General features: G+C 74.5%; 17 protein-coding genes. 9 read left to right on the forward strand and 8 right to left on the reverse strand.

The annotated features are described in order from the left end of the window. From C4U03_RS07660 to C4U03_RS07675, 4 genes are all read right to left on the reverse strand, one after another. The gene (locus C4U03_RS07660; protein WP_200827165.1) at positions 1-1,176 is read right to left on the reverse strand and encodes an ABC transporter permease; all 1,176 of its coding nucleotides are present in this window, start codon (positions 1,174-1,176) and stop codon (positions 1-3) included. Between the two features lie 86 nt (positions 1,177-1,262). After that, complete coding sequence (locus C4U03_RS07665) at positions 1,263-1,952, reverse strand: ABC transporter ATP-binding protein (protein ID WP_200827166.1); 690 nt, start codon at positions 1,950-1,952, stop codon at positions 1,263-1,265. A gap of 5 nt (positions 1,953-1,957) precedes the next feature. Then, entirely contained in the window at positions 1,958-3,034 is a 1,077-nt protein-coding gene (locus C4U03_RS07670; protein WP_103936996.1) for a peptidoglycan-binding protein, read from the reverse strand. Beyond that, on the reverse strand, positions 3,034-3,561 hold the full coding sequence (locus C4U03_RS07675) for a hypothetical protein (RefSeq protein ID WP_146087284.1): 528 nt from the start codon (positions 3,559-3,561) through the stop codon (positions 3,034-3,036). Before C4U03_RS07675 ends, C4U03_RS07670 begins: the two co-directional genes overlap by 1 nt. Positions 3,562-3,718: 157 nt before the next feature. On the opposite strand from C4U03_RS07675, the gene C4U03_RS07680 reads away from it, so the two are divergent. Genes C4U03_RS07680 through C4U03_RS07705 form a run of 6 tightly spaced genes read left to right on the forward strand, consistent with a single transcriptional unit; the run spans position 3,719 to position 9,143 of the window. After that, positions 3,719-4,375: a response regulator transcription factor gene (locus C4U03_RS07680; RefSeq protein ID WP_200827121.1), complete on the forward strand. Its 657-nt coding sequence runs from the start codon at positions 3,719-3,721 to the stop codon at positions 4,373-4,375. Positions 4,376-4,385: 10 nt separating this feature from the next. Further along, positions 4,386-5,657, forward strand: a complete 1,272-nt coding sequence (locus tag C4U03_RS07685; RefSeq protein ID WP_103936998.1) for a sensor histidine kinase — start codon at positions 4,386-4,388, stop codon at positions 5,655-5,657. 49 nt (positions 5,658-5,706) lie between these two features. Then, positions 5,707-5,928 carry a hypothetical protein gene (locus C4U03_RS07690; RefSeq protein ID WP_103936999.1) on the forward strand — a complete coding sequence of 74 codons (222 nt, stop codon included), beginning with the start codon at positions 5,707-5,709 and terminating at the stop codon, positions 5,926-5,928. A gap of 12 nt (positions 5,929-5,940) precedes the next feature. Further along, positions 5,941-7,074 (forward strand): acyl-CoA dehydrogenase family protein, encoded by a 1,134-nt coding sequence (locus C4U03_RS07695; protein ID WP_327372395.1) that lies wholly within the window; start codon positions 5,941-5,943, stop codon positions 7,072-7,074. Positions 7,075-7,084: 10 nt separating this feature from the next. Beyond that, on the forward strand, positions 7,085-8,182 hold the full coding sequence (locus tag C4U03_RS07700) for an ADP-ribosylglycohydrolase family protein (RefSeq protein ID WP_103937001.1): 1,098 nt from the start codon (positions 7,085-7,087) through the stop codon (positions 8,180-8,182). Positions 8,183-8,195: 13 nt separating this feature from the next. Next, a complete protein-coding gene (locus C4U03_RS07705; protein WP_103937002.1) occupies positions 8,196-9,143 on the forward strand; it encodes a hypothetical protein in 948 nt (315 codons plus the stop codon). A 20-nt stretch (positions 9,144-9,163) separates the two neighbouring features. On the opposite strand, the gene C4U03_RS07710 is transcribed toward C4U03_RS07705, so the two are convergent. The 4 genes from C4U03_RS07710 to C4U03_RS07725 form a co-directional block, all read right to left on the reverse strand. After that, entirely contained in the window at positions 9,164-9,523 is a 360-nt protein-coding gene (locus tag C4U03_RS07710; RefSeq protein ID WP_103937003.1) for a DUF3140 domain-containing protein, read from the reverse strand. After that, positions 9,520-9,726, reverse strand: coding sequence for a hypervirulence associated TUDOR domain-containing protein (locus C4U03_RS07715; RefSeq protein ID WP_103937004.1), 207 nt, complete (start codon positions 9,724-9,726; stop codon positions 9,520-9,522). The genes C4U03_RS07710 and C4U03_RS07715 overlap by 4 nt, the downstream gene beginning before the upstream one ends. Positions 9,727-9,771: 45 nt before the next feature. Further along, the gene (locus tag C4U03_RS07720) at positions 9,772-10,416 is read right to left on the reverse strand and encodes a class II aldolase/adducin family protein (protein WP_103937005.1); all 645 of its coding nucleotides are present in this window, start codon (positions 10,414-10,416) and stop codon (positions 9,772-9,774) included. 210 nt (positions 10,417-10,626) lie between these two features. After that, complete coding sequence (locus C4U03_RS07725; RefSeq protein ID WP_235017705.1) at positions 10,627-11,355, reverse strand: ACT domain-containing protein; 729 nt, start codon at positions 11,353-11,355, stop codon at positions 10,627-10,629. A gap of 265 nt (positions 11,356-11,620) precedes the next feature. Between C4U03_RS07725 and C4U03_RS07730 the strand changes: the two genes are divergently transcribed. Genes C4U03_RS07730 through C4U03_RS07740 form a run of 3 tightly spaced genes read left to right on the forward strand, consistent with a single transcriptional unit; the run spans position 11,621 to position 16,593 of the window. Beyond that, positions 11,621-12,391 (forward strand): nucleotide exchange factor GrpE, encoded by a 771-nt coding sequence (locus C4U03_RS07730; protein WP_235017706.1) that lies wholly within the window; start codon positions 11,621-11,623, stop codon positions 12,389-12,391. A gap of 7 nt (positions 12,392-12,398) precedes the next feature. Further along, positions 12,399-13,982, forward strand: coding sequence for an Hsp70 family protein (locus tag C4U03_RS07735; RefSeq protein WP_103937007.1), 1,584 nt, complete (start codon positions 12,399-12,401; stop codon positions 13,980-13,982). Positions 13,983-13,992: 10 nt separating this feature from the next. Further along, entirely contained in the window at positions 13,993-16,593 is a 2,601-nt protein-coding gene (locus C4U03_RS07740) for a hypothetical protein (RefSeq protein ID WP_103937008.1), read from the forward strand. Positions 16,594-16,708: the final 115 nt, after the last annotated feature.

The following is a 16,708-nucleotide window of genomic DNA, read 5'->3' on the forward strand; positions in this document are numbered from 1 at the left end:
TCACGGGGTGGCCAGGGCCTCGGTCGGGGACAGCCGGGCGGCGCGGATGGCCGGGTACAGGCCCGCGACGCCGCCGATCACCAGGGTGGCGGCGACCCCGCCGGCCATCGCCCAGGCCGGCACCACCGTGGGCCAGCCCTGGGTGAGCGCGTAGATCGCGGTGACCGCGATGCCCAGCGCCACCCCGCCGGCCCCGCCGAGCGCGGCCAGCAACTGCGACTCGGTGAGGAACTGGCCCCGGATCTGGCCCCGGGTGGCGCCCAGCGAGCGGCGCAGCCCGATCTCGGCCCGCCGTTCCAGCACCGAGATGACCATGGTGTTGGCCACCCCGACCCCGCCGACCAGCAGCGCCACCCCGCCGAGCCCGAACAACAGCCCGGTGAACGCCTCGTCGGTGGCGTTCTTGGCCGCCAGCGCGTCCGACGGCCGGGAGACCTGGACCTCGTTGGGCGCCTCGGGGTTGGCAGTGGCCGCCAGCAGGTCGCGCACCTGCTCCACCCGGTCCTCGTCGGCCCGGGTGTAGATGGTGGTGGGGTGGCCGTCGAAGCCGAGCCTGTCCTCGGCCACCTCCCAACCGACCAGCGCGGCCGTGTCCAGTTCGGCGGCCAGCGCCACCGGGTCGAGGATCCCGATCACGGTGAACCAGCGGCCGCCCAGCAGCACCTGGACGTCCGGGCCGGCGGCCCCGATGCCGAGCCGGTCGGCGGCCAGCGAGCCCAGCACCACCGCGGGCTGCCGGGCGGTGGCCCGGTTCAGCCAGGTGCCGCTGGCCACGGTCGCGCCGACGGTGCCGGGCAGGTCCAGCCGGGCCGCGTGCACGCCGATCCCGCCGGACTCGCCCTCCGGGATGCGGTCGTTGCGGTAGACCTTGGCGTCCTCGACCTTGCCGGTGCCGGACGCCGACCGCACCCCGGGCACCCGGCCGATCATGCCGATCGCCTGCTCGGGCAGCGTGGCGGCCTTGCCGAAGAAGTCGCTGCCGGGCCCCACGGTCAGCAGGTTGGTGCCCAGCCGGTCCAGCGTGGCCTGCAGGTCGGCCCGGCTGGAGGAGGAGATCCCCACCACCGACGTCATCGCGGCGATGCCGATCGCGATGCCCAGCGCGGACAGGAACACCCGCAGCGGCCGGGCCCGCAGTCCCGCCGCGCCGACCCGCAGCACGTCCCGCGGCGCCAGCCGGTTCGACCGCCGCGTCTTCTCCCGGCGCCCGCCCGCCGGCCGCCCGTCCGCAGTGCCCTTCGCCCGGAACGGGGCGCGCCGGATCACGGCAGCACCGCCGGCTCGGGCTCGACGGCCGAGTCCCGTACGACCCGGCCGTCGCGCAGCTCGATCCGCCGGGGCAGCGACGCCGCGATGTCGCGGTCGTGGGTGATGACCGCCACCGTGGTCCCGGCGTCGGCCAGTTCCCGCAGCAGCTCCAGCACCCCGGCGCCGGACACCGAATCCAGCGCCCCGGTCGGCTCGTCGGCCAGCAGCAGCGACGGCTCGCCGACCACCGCGCGGGCGATCGCGGTCCGCTGGCGCTCCCCGCCCGACAGCTGGTGCGGCCGGTGGCCGAGCCGGTGTCCGAGCCCGACCCGTTCAAGGGCCGCCCGGGCCCGGCGCCGCCGCTCCCGCAGGGGGACGCCCGCGTAGAGCAGGCCGTCGGCCACGTTGTCCAGCGCCGGCACTCCGGCCGCCAGATGGAACTGCTGGAACACGAAGCCGATCCGGCCACCCCGCAGCATCGACAGCCTGCGGTCGCTCAGCTTCGACACGTCCTGCCCCTCGAACAGCACGGTGCCGGAGCTGGGCCGGTCGAGCGTGCCCAGCAGGTGCAGCATCGTGGACTTGCCCGAGCCCGACGGGCCGACGATGGCCAGCAGTTCGCCCGGGCGCACGGCCAGCGACACCCGGTCCAGCGCGGTCACCCCGCCCGGGTAGGTGCGGGTCACCTCCCGGAGCTCCACCACCGGGGTCACTTGGGGATCCCCACCTTCATGCCCTCGCCGAGCCCGGTGCCCTCGACCTCGACCATGCCGTCGGCGAACATCCCGACCTCCACCGCGACCGTGCGGGTGGTCGAGCCCTCGACCACCTGGACGCCGTATCCGCCGTCCGGCAGGGCCAGCAGGGCGGCGACCGGCACGGCCAGCACGTCGCGTTCCCGGTCGGCGGTCAGCCGGACGTCCACCGGCGCCTGGTCGAGCCGGCCGAGCCCGCGGTCGTCCGACAGCGACACGACGACCTCGATGGTGCTGGCGGCCTCCGCCTCCTCGGCCTCGCCGCCCTGCTGGGTGGCCACCGAGCCGACCTTGGCGATCCTGCCCTCGACGCTGTCGCCGCCGGGGATCTCCACGGTGACCTTGGCCCCCTTCTCGGCCAGGTTCTGCAGGTCGACGTCCAGGTCGATGGTGACCATCCGGGTGGTGCCGGTGTAGGTGAGCAGCGCGCCGGACGCCGGGTCGCCCACGGCCTTCTTGTGGTCGGTGATCCTGATCCGGCCGGACGCGATGACGACCGAGCCGGGCTCGATCCGCCCGGTCTCCGTCACCCCGAGGTCCTCCTGCCACTGCCGGACCGCCTCGGCGGTCGCGGAGCTGAAGGTCTTGTCGACGGTGAAGCCGGTGTAGCCGAGCGCCCGCAGGTTGCGTTCGAGCTGCAGGACGTCCGAGCCCTCCACGCCGCTGCGCATCGTCCGGTACACCGGCAGCTTCCCGTACAGCAGCGGCACCGGGACGGCGTCCACCTTGTAGACGGTCTCGCCTCGGGAGACCGTGCTCCCCTCGCCGGCCAGCCAGGTGAGCAGGCCCTGCCCGGAGGACCCGCCCCGGGCCGCGCTGAGGGTGCGGGCGGCACCGTAGCCGAGGGTGCCCTCGACCTCCTCGGTCTCGACCAGCGTGGTGCGTTCGACGGTGGCCGTGGCCGGCGGCAGCGAGCTGCGCTCGGGGGCGGCGGGGTCCGCGCCGCCGAACCCGACGGCCGCCCAGCCGGCTCCGCCGAGCGCCACCGCCCCGCCGGCGACCAGCGCCAGCGTCCGGATCCGCCGTGCCATCAGTTCGTGACCTTGGGGCGGGGCTGGAACTTCTGGCACGCCCTCTGGGCCGCCTCGAACTCCTCGTCGCTCAGGCCGTCGCCCTTCTTGCGCGAGATGACGATCCCGCCTTCCGGCCTCGGATCGTCCATCTTCACCCCGTGCTCGCGCATGCACCTGGCGAACTGGCGCAGCTTCTCCTGGTCCTGGGGAGACAGCTTCTGTGGCTTGCCGCCGTTGGGCATGTACTTGCGGCACTTGTTCATCGCGGCCCTCGACTCCTCCTCACCGGCGCCCTTCTGGCCGGATTCCGCGCGCATCCTCAACTTGATGCCGCCGTCCGGGCCGACCTCGGGGTCCGGCATGTCGACCCCGTTCTCGCGCATGCACTTGGCGAACTGACGGACCCTTTCCTGCTCGGCGGCCCGCGAAGCGGCCGCCTTGTCGGCCGCGTTCTTGCCGTCCCCCTGCGAGCCGCACCCGGCGAGCCCCAGGGCCAGCAACGGGACGGCTGCCACCGCGATGGCGGCGCGTCGCTGTCGTCTCATTCGATCGTCTCCCGATCGTGCCGGGCCGATCCCGGCGGATGGCCCGCAATTCCAGCCGGGCCCGCATAACCCCGGCGTAACCCTTCGGGGTTATGCGGGCGTTACGCCCGATGCGTCACGCTGGCCGGCGACCGGTCGGCCACGAAGGAGGGCGCGGGTGCGGGTGCTGATCGCGGAGGACGAGCGGATGCTCGCCGACTCCATCGCCGAGGGGCTGCGCGGCGAGGCGCTCGCGGTGGACGTCGTCTACGACGGGGACGCCGCGCTGGAGCGGCTGGGCGTCAACGACTACGACGTCCTGGTGCTGGACCGGGACCTGCCGGTGGTGCACGGCGACGACGTGTGCCGGGCGGTGGTCGAGTCGGGGGCGTTCGTGCGGGTGCTGATGCTCACCGCCGCCGCCAGCGTGCCCGCCCGGGTGCAGGGCCTGTCGCTCGGCGCCGACGACTACCTGGTCAAGCCGTTCGCGTTCGAGGAGCTGGTGGCGCGGGTGCACGCGCTGGGCCGGCGGTCCCGCCCGGCCGACCCCCCGCTGCTGGAGCGGGCGGGCGTGCGGCTGGACCGGGCCCGCCGCGAGGTCTACCGGGACGGCCGGTACGTGCCGCTGACCCGCAAGGAGTTCGGGGTGCTGGCCGAGCTGCTGCGCGCCGGCGGGGCCGTGGTGTCGGCGGAGGACCTGCTGGAGAAGGTGTGGGACGAGCACATCGACCCGTTCACCAACACGGTGCGGGTGACGCTGATGAAGCTGCGCCGCAAGCTGGGCGAGCCCGCTCTCATCGAGACCGTGCCGGGCGCGGGCTACCGCATCCGCTGAGGAGTGTGCGATGAACGACGGCCTGTGGCGCCGGTTGCGGCCCACCATCCGGGTCCGGCTGACCCTGTGGTACGGCGGCCTGTTCCTGGCCGCCGGGGTGGTGCTGCTGGGCGTCACCTACATGCTGGTGGCCCAGAACCTGCACGGCCAGCAGACCATCGCGACCAAGGTCATGGCGCCGGACATCAAGATCATGCAGGTCCCGTCCTCACCCGACGCCGCGGCGCGAACCGGACCCGACGCCTCGGCGGCCGACCCGGAGCCGGACCAGAGGTTCCGCAAGCTGCTGATCAACGCTGAGCAGGACTACCGCCAGGCGACCCTGAACGCGCTGGTCACCCAGGGCGGGATCGGGCTGGCCCTGGTCAGCACGGTGGCGGTCGGGCTGGGCTGGCTGATGGCCGACCGCGCGCTGCGCCCCGTCCACCGGGTCACCGAGACCGCCCGCCGGGTCGCGCAGAGCCACAATCTGACCGAGCGGATCGCCTACGACGGGCCGCGCGACGACGTCAAGGAGCTGGCCGACACCTTCGACGTCATGCTCGCCCGGCTGGCGCGGGCGTTCGAGGCCCAGCGCCGGTTCGTCGACAACGCCTCCCACGAGCTGCGCACCCCGCTGGCGATCAACCGGACGCTGGTGGACGTGGCGGTGCGGCGGCCCGACGCCACCGAGGACGTGCGCCGGCTGGGCGAGTCGCTGCTGGTGGTCAACGCCCGGCACGAGCGGCTCATCGACGGCCTGCTCACCCTGGCCGGCAGCGAGAACGCCGTCACCGACCGCACTCCGCTGGACCTGGCCGACGTCGCCGGGCACGTGCTGGACCTGGCCGAGGTCGAGGCCGCCGAGCGGGGGGTGACGGTGCATCGCGCCCTCGGCCAGGCGCCCACCGCCGGTGACCCGGTGCTGCTGGAACGGCTGGTGCAGAACCTGGTGGAGAACGCCGTCCGGCACAACGCGGCCAAGGGCGGTGAGCTGTGGCTGGCCACCCGCTGGTGGCCGCACTTCACGGAACTGGTGGTCGCCAACACCGGGCCGGTGGTGCCGCCGTACGAGATCGAGACCATCTTCGAGCCGTTCCGGCGGCTGCGCGGCGACCGGGTGCGCTCCGACCGGGGGGCGGGGCTGGGGCTGTCGATCGTCCGGGCGATCGCGACCGCGCACGGCGGCCACGTGACGGCCCTGCCCCGGGAGGGCGGCGGCCTGACGGTGACGGTGCGGCTGCCGGGCCGGCAACCGGCCGGACCGCACCCGGGCGCCCGGTCGGGCGCCCGGGAGGTCTAGACGCGCGCGCAGCGGGCACTGGAGGCCCATGTGTGAGAGAAGAGCGGACGTGCAGGGGCTGAGCGATCTCGAACTGTACGTCTACGACGCGGTGGCCAGCGCCGACACCGGTGGCGGAGCGGTCGGCGACACCGAGATCGCGGAGATCGCCGCGGCCGCCGGGCACGGCGAGGACGAGGTGCGGCGGGCGCTGGACAGGCTGGTGAGCCTGAACCACCTCCGGTCCCATTCGGCGGGATACACGTTGGGTCCGCACGACTGGGCGCCGTAGGGTGACCGGCCGGTGAACGCTCGACCGGGAGGGGTGGGCATGCGGCTGGCCGTCACCGAGGAGCAGGAGGAACTGCGCTCCACACTGCGCCGTTTCTTCACCGGCAAGTCGCCGAGCGGCGAGGTGCGCCGGCTGATGGCCACGGCCGAGGGGTACGACCCGGCGCTGTGGGAGCAGATGGCCGGGCAGCTCGGCCTGCCGGGACTGGCGATCCCCGAACGGTACGGCGGCGCGGGGTTCGGCCTGCGGGAGCTGGTGGTCGTCCTGGAGGAGATGGGCCGGGCGCTGGTGTGCGCGCCGTTCCTGTCCACCGCCGTGCTGGCCGCCCACGCGCTGCTGGCCTCCGATGACGAGGAGGCCATGCGGAAGCTGCTGCCGGGGCTGGCGGAGGGCGCCACGATCGCCACACTGGCCTTCGCCGAGGACGGCGGGCGCTGGGACGCCGACGGCATCGCGATGACGGCCGACCAGGGGCACCGCCTCGACGGCGTCACGTCGTTCGTCCTGGACGGGCACGTCGCCGACCTGGTGCTGGTGTTGGCGCGGGCCCCGGGCGGCCTGTCGCTGTACGCGGTGGACGGCGACGCTCCCGGGCTGACCCGTACCCTGCTGCCCACCCTGGACCAGACCCGCAGGCTGGCCCGGCTGGAGTTCGCCGGGACGCCCGCCAGGCCGGTCGGCCGGCAGGGCGCGGGGGCGCGGATCCTGGCGCGCACCCTGGACGTGGCGGCGGTGGCGCTGGCGGCCGAGCAGCTCGGCGGTGCCCAGCGGGTGCTGGAGATGAGCGTGGAGTACGCCAAGGTCCGCCACCAATTCGGCAGGCCGATCGGCGCTTTCCAGGCCATCAAGCACAAGTGCGCCGACATGCTGATGGAGGTGGAGTCGGCCCGTTCGGCGGTGCTGTACGCGGCGACGGCGGCCGACGAGGACCCCGCCGAGCTGCCCGTGGTGGCCGCACTGGCCAAGGCGTACGTCTCGGACGCCTTCTTCCACGCCGCCGCGGAGACCGTCCAGATCCACGGCGGCATCGGCTTCACGTGGGAGCACGACGCGCACCTGTACCTCAAGCGGGCCAAATCGTCACAACTGCTGTTCGGCGACCCCGCCCATCATCGGGAGCGGGTCGCCCAGATGATCGGCCTGTAGGCTCGGCCGCATGCCCCCCACTCCGCAGGCGGCCAGTGGCTGCCTTTTCGGTCTGGCCTACGGGGACGCCCTCGGTGCTCCGACGGAGTTCCTGAACATGCGGCAGATCCGCCGGCGGTTCGGCGCGGACGGGCCGCGGGACCTGCCCGGCACGCCCGCGCTGGTCACCGATGACACCCAGATGACGATCGCGGTGGCCGAGGGGCTGCTGAGCGCGCTGGAGCACCCGCCGTTCACCCCGGACCTGGTGCTCCCCCGCTGGCGGCGGCACTTCATCGACTGGCTGCACGACCCGGACAACAACCGCGCCCCGGGCAACACCTGCCTGCGCGCCTGCCGGAACCTCGACGCCGGGACGCCGTGGGTGGAGGCGACCCAGCACGACTCCAAGGGGTGCGGCGCCAACATGCGGGTGGCACCGGTGGGCCTGGTGCCCGGGCTGTCCGACGAGCAGCGGTCCGGCGCCGCCCAGCTTCAGGCGGCGCTCACGCACGGCCATCCGACCGGGCTGGCGGCCAGCGAGCTGACCGCGTTCGCGGTCTGGTGGCTGCGGGAGGGGACGGCGCCCGCCGACCTGCCCGCGGCGCTGCGCGAGCACTGCCATGCCCAGCGCGCCGTCTACCACGAGCGGTGGCTGGAGGACCTGTGGCGGCGTCCGGCCGTTCCCGGCCTGTCCTCCCGGCGGGCGACCCCCGGATCCCCGGAAAGCGGGCCAGGCGATCCTCGCTCCGCCGGCGCTCCGCTGCGGTCGCCTGACCCGCAGACGTTCATCGCCCGGGGCTGGGACGAGTGCCTGGCCGTCCTCGACCGGCTCGACGAGGCGCTGGCCAGGGCCGACCGGGACGCCGACCCGTGCGAGATCACCGGGGCGGGCTGGGTGGCCGAGGAGGCGCTGGCCACCGGACTGCTGTGCTTCCTGCTGTTCCCCGGCGATCCGGTGGCGGCGATCCGGCGGGGGGCGGCCAGTTCCGGCGACTCCGACTCCATCGCCTGCCTGGCCGGGGCGTTCGCCGGCGCCCATCTGGGCATGGCCGTCTGGCCCGCCGAGTGGGCCGGGCGCATCGAGTACGCCGGCGACCTGGCCCGCTTCGGCCGCGCCTGGGACTGAGGGGCCGCCCGTCGTGCCGCACTCCGTCCAGTACGTCCTGCCGGGCGCAGGCGACGACATCGCCGGCAGGCTGGAGCGGGCGCTGACCCGGGCGGGACGCTCGGTGCTGGCCCGCCGCCCGCTGGCGGGGCCGGAGCCGTATCCCCTGCCCGAGCCTGGCACGCTGCGCTGGCAGGTGCGGCGGCTGCCGGCCGACCTGGTGTTCGACGAGGACTTCAACGTCCCGGGCGCCGACGAGCCCGATCCGGCGTTCCTGCTCGTCCAGGAGACCATGCCCGGGGGCGAGCGGTGGTCGGACGAGGGCTGGGACCTGACGCTGTGCCGGGAACTGTCGGCCGAGGCCGACGGCTTCGTGTGCGCCCTGGACAACTGGGACTACATCTGCCGCCACGGGGTGGCGATGTTCCTGGCCGGGCGGACCGTCGAAGCCCGGGAGCGGACCGTCCACAGCGCCCTCTCCCTGGGCGGCCCGCGGCCCGACAACTGGTGGCTGTCGGTCTGGGACATCCATGGCCGCCACACCATGGAACTGTTGGACGAGAGCGCGTGCTGGTTGTTCGGGCAGGTGGCGCACACCGAGGACTGGATCGTCACCCCCGCCGGGCCGTTCACCGCCGAGCCGCCCTCGCCCGTCTGCCGCGTCGTCCTGCCCGGGCTGGAGCAGGCGCCGCCCGGGCCGCTCCCGCCCGGCGTCCGGGTGCGCGCCGGGCGGCTGGACGGCGCGCCGTTCACGGTGCTCGGCCACGAGGGCCGGTTGGCCGATCTCGACCTCGCCGCGCTGTCGGCCGGGATCTCGCAGCCGGTCGTGGGGCTGGAGGTGCCCGGCGCGGGCGAGCCGTTCACGTGGGCGCACGCTCGCGGCGGCGAGATCACCGCGACCGGCCGGGGACAGGGCGCCGAGGACCTGCTGGCGGCGGTCCGGCCGCTGGGGGACGCGCCGGGGTTGTTCTTCGGCGGCTGACCCGGGCCCGCGGGCGCGTCTCAGTCCTTCAGCGGGTCATGGCCCCAGTTCATCAGCGAGTACCGCCACCGGGAATCCTCGATCGGCTCTTTCTTCGGCCGCTGCGCCAGGTGGCGCCTGACGTAGCCCACCACCTTGCGCATGTGGGCGTAGTCGTCGTCGCCGAGGTCGGCCGCCTTCGTTCGGAGGATCTCGACGATCCTGCGGCCCGACTCGTGCCCGACCGACTCGGTCCCCTCCGGGCCGCTCTTGCGGCCGCCCTCCCCCGTGACGCCGACGGAGCGGGACAGCTCGCCGTCCAGCCACCGCGCGAGCTCGCCGGGCGTCATGTTGACGGCCGCGCGGAACTGCGCGCGGATCTCCTCCCGCTCCGCGCTCATCCTTCCTTCTCCAGTGCCGAGGGACGGTGCACAGCCTCACCGCCGTGGTCGCTGCGGACGAGGTACTGGGGGTCGTCCTTCGAGGCGCGTACCGTGCGGCCCGCCGCCTCGGTGTCGGAGGTGATCTTCTTGAGGACGGTCCCCTGCGCCCTGCCGCCGTGGGACCGCCAGCTCACCCTGTCGCCTTCGGAGAATTCGGCCATGTCGCCCCCATACCCCGTCCTGAGCAGGGCAGGCACCGGCGGCGGCTACCGCTGTGCCAGGGGCTTGGCGTACAGGCCACGCTCGACGACCCGGCGGAGTTGCTCCTCGGTCAGGATCCGGGGCTCGCCGATGGACCTGGCACGGACGTAGACCTCGCACAGCCATTCCAGCAGGCGGGCGTTCTCGAAGGCCTCCTCCAGGTCGTTGCCGATGGTGACGCCGCCGTGGTTGCCCATCAGCGCGGCCCGCATCCCGCCCGCCATCGCGGCGCGGACGTTGTCGGCCAGTTCGGGCGTCCCGTACGTGGCGTACTCGGCGACCTTGACGACCCCGCCGAGCAGCAGGGTGTTGTAGTGGATCGGGGGCAGCTCGGTCATGGTCGTGGCGACCACCGTGCCGTAGGTGGAGTGGGTGTGCACGATCGCCGGCGCCCCGGTCGCCTCGTAGATCGCCAGGTGCATGGGGGTCTCGGAGGAGGGCGCCGGACCGCCCTCGACGACGGCGCCCCGCAGGTCGATCACCGGGCAGTCCTCGGGGGTCATGCGCTCCAGCCGCATCCCGGTGGGCGAGACCGCCACCAGATCGCCCCGGCGCATGCTGATGTTGCCCGACGCTCCGAGGACCAGGCCGGTGTCGACCATCTTCCGGCCGATCTCGCACAGTTCCCGGCGCTCGTCCCGCAACAGCATTACGAAAACCTTTCATGTTCGCCGGGGTTCCGGTCGTACGCTACCGACCTGCCGATTCGCCGCGGAAAGCGGCCCCGACCGGCGTCCCGCCGGGCGCCCGCCCCGCCGGCGTCCCCGCACGGAAACGGCCCCCGGTGCGACCGCGCCGCCGCACCGAGGGCCATGTCCGAGAAAGTAGACGCTTGAGACGTCCTGGTGGTTTCCGCCCTGTTACGAAGAGGACCCGCCCGAGGGAGTGATCACGGCCGGGTCCGGCCGCAGCGCCGGCTCGGGCAGGGCCCGCACGCGCTGGCCGAGCACCGCCTCGGCGGCGTTCACCAGCTCGGCCAGCCGGAGCACCTCGCTGCGGTGGAACGGCGGGGCCCCGGTCCGCGCCACCAGCAGGGCCAGCTCCCCACCTCCGATCGGGACCAGCGCGTAGCGGGTCCCGTCCTCGGCGGTGAACGCGCGGGGCCGCAGCGGCTCCAGGGGCGGCACCTCGATCCCGCCGAACACGCCGAGGCTGGTGTGCACCAGCACGGCGCCGGCGGCCTCCTCCTGCCCGATCCCCTGCTCGATCCCCTGCTCGATCCTGACCAGCCCCGCCCAGTCCGCGCTGAGCATGGCCGGCACCGCGTCGGTCAGGATGGCCAGGCCCGCGTCCTCCCGGGCGGCGGCGAGCTGCCCGATCAGCGTGGCGTCCTGGTTGGTCCCCGGCGGCTCCAGGGTCGGCCAGATGCCGACCACCTCCACCCCCGGCACGGAGGCCAGCCCCTCGCACAGCCGCTCGATCCCGGCGCCGGTCGGCCAGGCCACCGTGAAGTCGTCCAGCGCCCGGCCGCTGTCACGTTCCAGAACGGCCATCTGCACGACGTCGGCGCCCGCCGCCCCCAGGATCCGGGCCACCTTCCCCAACGAGCCCGGCCGATCCGGCAGCCGCACCCTGATCCGCAACACCATCGTCACCTCCTCGCAGGTTCCCCAGCCTGCGCAAGTCCGGTTTCCATCGTGTTACCGATCCGTTTCCCTGTCGAGAAGCATGGGGTGAAACCAATTCGAATATCCCTTCTGCGTTCTTCCTGCGCCTCGGCGGCACGCCCGGGCGCGGGGTGATGCCGAACCCAGGCCCAGACCAACATCCGCCCAGGAAAAGGCCGTCTTCGCGGCCCGGAACGCAAAGGGCGGGTCTATCGCGGGGGGTTACGGCTCGTTAATGTTGCTGCACGTGTCGAGTGCCCAGGACCCGCCTTCCGACGAAGGCCCCGTCACCGCCGGACGCAACGGAGCCACCGGGCCCCCGGAGCCCGATCCGCCGCCCGAACGCCGCCCCGGCGCCGAGGCCCGCGCCCGGACCGCCGGGGAGCCGTCCCGGCCCGCCGACCCCACCGACCCCGTCGGGCCGGACCGGCCCGCGGCCGGACCTGCCGAGCCGGCCGAGTCCGCCGAGCCGGCCGGGGCGAGCCGGCTGGCCGCCGAGCTGGCCAGGCTGACGGTGGCGGTCGAGCGCGAGCACGAGCGGGCCGCGCACCGCGAGGCCGTGATCGACCGGCTGCACGAGGACGTCCAGACGCTGCGCCGCGGCGAACTGCAGGCGCTCTTCGATCCCGTCCGCGCGGTGCTGTACCGGCTGCACGACCTGACCGGGCGCGAGTCGCGCCGCTGGGTCGACGACCCGCCCGACCCCGGGCACGCCGCCGCGCTGCTGGCCGCGGTGAGCGAGGAGATCGCCGAGGCGCTGGCGCGCACCGGCGTGGAGCGCTTCGCCACCCGGCCCGGCGACCCCTTCGACCCCGCCCGGCACCGCCCGGTCTCCGTCGAGACCGTCGAGGACCCCGCGCTCGACGGCACCGTCGTCGGCGTGTGCGCCGACGGCTTCGAGCGGGCCGGCCGGGTGGTCCGCAAGGCCGAGGTCCGCGTCGGCCGCCCCCCGTCCACCGGCCGCGACCCCGCGGCCGGCCCCGCGCCGCTTTCCCGATCCAATGATCGAATCAGGTGAGCAGAACATGGCTGTCTACGGCATCGACCTGGGAACCACGTACTCGTGCATAGCCTCCATCGACGAGGTGGGGCGCCCCGCGGTCCTGCGCAACATCGAGGGCACCGACACCACCCCCTCGGTGGTCTACTTCGAGACCAGTGACAACGTGATCGTCGGCGCCACCGCCAAGGACACCGCGGTGCTGGAGCCCGACAACGTGGTCAGCCTGATCAAGCGGGACATGGGCCGCGACATCACCTACCCGATCCACGAGTTCGGCTACACCCCCGAGGAGCTGAGCGCGTTCATCCTGCTCAAGCTGGCCACCGACGCGCGCACCACCACCGGGGAGGACGCCCGGGACGTGGTGATCACGGTGCCGGCCTACTTCGGCGCCGCCGAGCGGGACGCCACCCGCAAGGCCGGCCGGATCGCCGGGCTCAACGTGATCGACATCATCTCCGAGCCGATCGCGGCGGCGATCACCTACGGGGTGCTCAACCCCGAGCAGGACCGCACCATCCTGGTCTACGACCTGGGCGGCGGCACCTTCGACACCACGGTCATCGCGCTGCGCGGCGGCCACATCGAGGTGATCTGCACCGACGGCGACCACGAGCTGGGCGGGGCGGACTGGGACTCGCGGGTGGTGGAGTACCTGGCCGAGCGGTTCCGCGCCGAGCACCCCGACGCCGGCGACCCCCTCGACGACAAGCAGACCGAGCAGCAGCTGCGCCGTGACGCCGAGGACGCCAAGAAGGCGCTGACCACCCGCACCGCGCACACCGTGCGGGTGATGCACGACGGGCGGGCCGCGGCGATCGAGCTGACCCGCGAGAAGTTCGAGGAGCTCACCAAGGACCTGCTCGACCGCACCATCGAGATCACCGGCCGGACCCTGGCCACCGCCGCCGACAAGGGCGTGGCCGACTACGACGACCTGGTGCTGGTCGGCGGCTCCACCAAGATGCCCGCGGTGGCCGCCCGGCTGCAGACCGAGCTGGGCCTGAACCCCCGCATCCAGGATCCGGACCTGGCGGTGGCCAAGGGCGCGGCGCTGTACGCGTTCGAGGAGACCTACCGCCGCCTGATCCGCTCCGGCGCCCAGGAGCGCGCCGAGGAGATGGCCACCAGGGCGGGCCTGTCGGCCGAGCAGCAGCGGCAGATCGCCGGCCGCCAGATCAAGACCGTCGCCTCGCACGCCTTCGGCATCGTGGTGGTGGACCGCGAGACCCAGGCCGAGCAGGTCGCCCACCTGGTGCACGCCAACGACGAGCTGCCGGCCTCGCACACCGAGGACTTCTTCACCGTCTACGACGACCAGACCGCCGCCGACGTGCGGGTGATGGAGCAGGCCGGCAGCGTGGAGTCCGCCGAGCCGATGGACAACACCGAGATCGCCACCGGGGTCATCAAGATCCCGCCGGGCAAGCAGGCCGGCTGGCCGGTCGAGGTCACCTTTGAGCTGGACGCCTCCGGCCTGCTGCACGTCACCGCGGTGGAGAAGGAGACCGGCGAGCGGCTGGAGCTCAAGGTGGACGTCGGCGGCATGTCGGAGGAGGAGGTCGAACGCTCCCGCGCCGCCCTGTCCCGCGTCCAGGTCAGCTGAGCAAGGCCCCATGGGCTTCGACGACGACTACAAGCGGGAGGTGCTGGAGCCCGCGCGGGCGGCCGGCGACCAGCCGCCGGAGGATCTGCGGGTGCGGTACCGGCTGGGCGACCCGCTGGTGCCCGGCCAGGTCGCCGAGCAGGTCCGGCAGGTGCGGCAGTGCTGGCGGCGCTCGCGCGGGCAGCTGAAGTACCGCAAGCTGATCGACCGGTTGGAGGCCGAGCATCGCGAGCTGGCGCCGCTGTTCGCCGCCGCCGAGCGGGGCGACCTGCGGCCGCTGACCGAGCGGCTGCGCGGCGGGCGGGAGCGGACCGAGCGGCGGCTGGCCGACGCCCGGGCGCGGCTGGCCGACGCGGCGGGCGGGCTGCGCATGGTGACCCCCGCCGAGGTGGAGGAGCTGGCGCGGGCGGCCGGCACCGGGCGGGCCGAGCTGGCGGCGGCCGCGGCGGCCGACCGGATCGAGATCCGCGAGCCGGACCGGCTGCCGCTCTCGCCGCCGTACGCCGGGTACCGCAAGGTGCGCGAGTCGCTGGACGTGCTGGGCCACCGGCATCTGGCGGAGTTCCTGTTCGGGGACGCGGCCGGGCCGATCCAGGTGCTGGGCGGGTTCGCCGCGCCGGGGGCGCCCGCCGGACCGGCGGCGCTGCCGGAGGCCGTGCGGGAGGCGGCCGAGCAGTGGGCCCGGCGCACCCGCGACAGCAGCAGCACGCACGCGGGCACGGTGCTGGTGGCGCTGCGGGCGGTGCCGCCGGACGACCTGGTGCTGTACGACGTCGTCGCCAGGTTGCGGGAGCGGCGCCGGCAGCGGGCGTCGGAGGGCGCCCTGCTGCGGCACGCGGTCGAGGACCTCGGGATCGAGCCCGGTGACGCGCGCCGCCTGGTGTTCGCGGTGCTGCGCGAGAGCGGCCCCGGCGGCGGCCCGGCCGACCGGCTGCGGGCGCTGCTGGACGCGGGCGAGGTGTACGCCGCGGCGCTGCTCGGGGAGTCCCTGGACGAGGAGGACGGGCCGGACGTGCCGCCCGAGGCCGAACTGCTGGCCGAGGAGGCGCGGCAGCGGGTGGCGGCGGCCGTGCGGCTGCGGGACGCGGCCGGCGCCGAGCGCGACCCGGACCGGGCCTGGCGGATGCTGGCCGACGCGCTGGCGCTGGTGCGGGACCTGCCGGGAGCCGAGGAGCACCAGCGGCGGCTGCCGCCGCGTCCGGTGCCCCGGGTGGAGGCGGTCGCCGAGGGCACCGGGGTACGGCTGGACTGGGCGCCCAGCCCGTCCACGGTAGGCGAGATCACCTACGAGGTGGTGCGGCGGCGGGGGCGGTCGCCGGGCGGGGACGGTGACGGGGACCCGGTGGCCTCGGGCGCCACCGGGGCGTTCGACGTACGGCCGCCGGTCAACGTGCCGCTGTACTACGGGGTGCTGGCCCGGCGCGGCGAGGCGGTGGCGCCGATTGCGTGCACCGGCCCGGTCGTCGTACGTCCCGAGCCGCAGTCGGTGGAACTGGTGGCCGGCGACGGGGCGGTGACCGGCCGGTGGACCGCCCCGCCGGGCGCCGCGCGGATCCTGGTGACCCGCGACGGACGGCCGGTCCCCGCGGAGCGGGACGGCTTCCGGGAGCCGGTGCCCAACGGGATCACCCATCACTACCGGATCTGCGCCGTCTACGCCGACGGCGAGGGGCGGGAGGTGGTGACGCCGGGGGTGGTGGCCTCGGCGACGCCGAACGCGCCGCCGGAGCCGGTGCGCGAGCTGACAGTGGAGTCCGACCCGGCCGATCCGGCGCGGGCGCTGGCCCGGTTCGCCCAGCCCGCCGGCGGCACCGTCGAGATCGTGATGCTGGACGCGCCGCCGCCGTGGCGGCCGGGCACGCTGCTGCCGGTGGCGGAGGTGCGGCACGCGGCCCGCCGGGTGCCGGCCACCCCGACGTCACGGGGCCTGGCGCTGCGCCCGGGCGGCGGCGGCTGGCTGCTGGCGGTGACGGTGGCCGGGGACACGGCGGCGATCGGCGCCTGCCACCGACATGTCAATCTGCCCCCGCTGCCCGCGCTGGTGGCCGAGCGGCGGGGGGAGGCGGTGCACGTCGGCTTCGACTGGCCCGACGACATCGCGGAGGTGGAGGTGGCCTACCGGGCCGGGACGGGCTCCCCGGCCGACGGGCGCCTGGTGGTCACCCGCGCCGCCTACGAGGCCCGCGGCGGGATCCATCTTCCGGTGCCGCCGGATCTGCCGGTCACGGTGACGGTGGCGCCGGCCGGGATGCGGCAGGGCTCCCGGGTGGTGGGCCCGGCCGTGGAGGCCACGGTGCCGGCCCGGCTCCAGGTCCGCTACGACCTGGAGCGCTCAGGGCCGCCCTGGAAACGGTCGCTGACCATCCGGCTGCTGGCGCCGCGCCCACTGCGGCTGGCCCGGCTGACGCTGGTGCACCGGCCCGGCCAGGTGGCGCCGCAGCGCCCGGAGGACGGCCGGGCGCTCGGCTCCTGGGACGAGGTCCCGGTCCCCGGCGAGCTGTCGGTGTCGGCGCCCCGCGATCGGGGTCCATACTGGCTTCGCTGTTTCGCCGACGACGACTCCATCGAGCTGGTCGACCCCCCGGTCCGCCGTCTCGAGCACAACAGGTAATGCCCGGCCGGAAAACCGACGACGAAAGCTGCGGCGAGGACGACGTGCCACCACAGATCCCTTTCGGGGCCAGTGCCCCGTCTCCGGTCCCGACGACCGGGGCGGCAGCACGGGG

The sequence above is a fragment of the Thermomonospora echinospora genome (genome assembly GCF_900108175.1).
GTDB lineage: Bacteria > Actinomycetota > Actinomycetes > Streptosporangiales > Streptosporangiaceae > Thermomonospora > Thermomonospora echinospora.

What these genes read in the sequence shown, in the direction of transcription:
- C4U03_RS07670 (WP_103936996.1), bottom strand. Translation starts at nt 3,034, where the DNA reads ATGGCACGGCGGATCCGGACGCTGGCGCTGGTCGCCGGCGGGGCGGTG.
- C4U03_RS07675 (WP_146087284.1), bottom strand. Translation starts at nt 3,561, where the DNA reads ATGAGACGACAGCGACGCGCCGCCATCGCGGTGGCAGCCGTCCCGTTG.
- C4U03_RS07685 (WP_103936998.1), top strand. Translation starts at nt 4,386, where the DNA reads ATGAACGACGGCCTGTGGCGCCGGTTGCGGCCCACCATCCGGGTCCGG.
- C4U03_RS07700 (WP_103937001.1), top strand. Translation starts at nt 7,085, where the DNA reads ATGCCCCCCACTCCGCAGGCGGCCAGTGGCTGCCTTTTCGGTCTGGCC.
- C4U03_RS07710 (WP_103937003.1), bottom strand. Translation starts at nt 9,523, where the DNA reads ATGAGCGCGGAGCGGGAGGAGATCCGCGCGCAGTTCCGCGCGGCCGTC.
- C4U03_RS07715 (WP_103937004.1), bottom strand. Translation starts at nt 9,726, where the DNA reads ATGGCCGAATTCTCCGAAGGCGACAGGGTGAGCTGGCGGTCCCACGGC.
- C4U03_RS07720 (WP_103937005.1), bottom strand. Translation starts at nt 10,416, where the DNA reads ATGCTGTTGCGGGACGAGCGCCGGGAACTGTGCGAGATCGGCCGGAAG.
- C4U03_RS07725 (WP_235017705.1), bottom strand. Translation starts at nt 11,355, where the DNA reads ATGGTGTTGCGGATCAGGGTGCGGCTGCCGGATCGGCCGGGCTCGTTG.
- C4U03_RS07735 (WP_103937007.1), top strand. Translation starts at nt 12,399, where the DNA reads ATGGCTGTCTACGGCATCGACCTGGGAACCACGTACTCGTGCATAGCC.
- C4U03_RS07740 (WP_103937008.1), top strand. Translation starts at nt 13,993, where the DNA reads ATGGGCTTCGACGACGACTACAAGCGGGAGGTGCTGGAGCCCGCGCGG.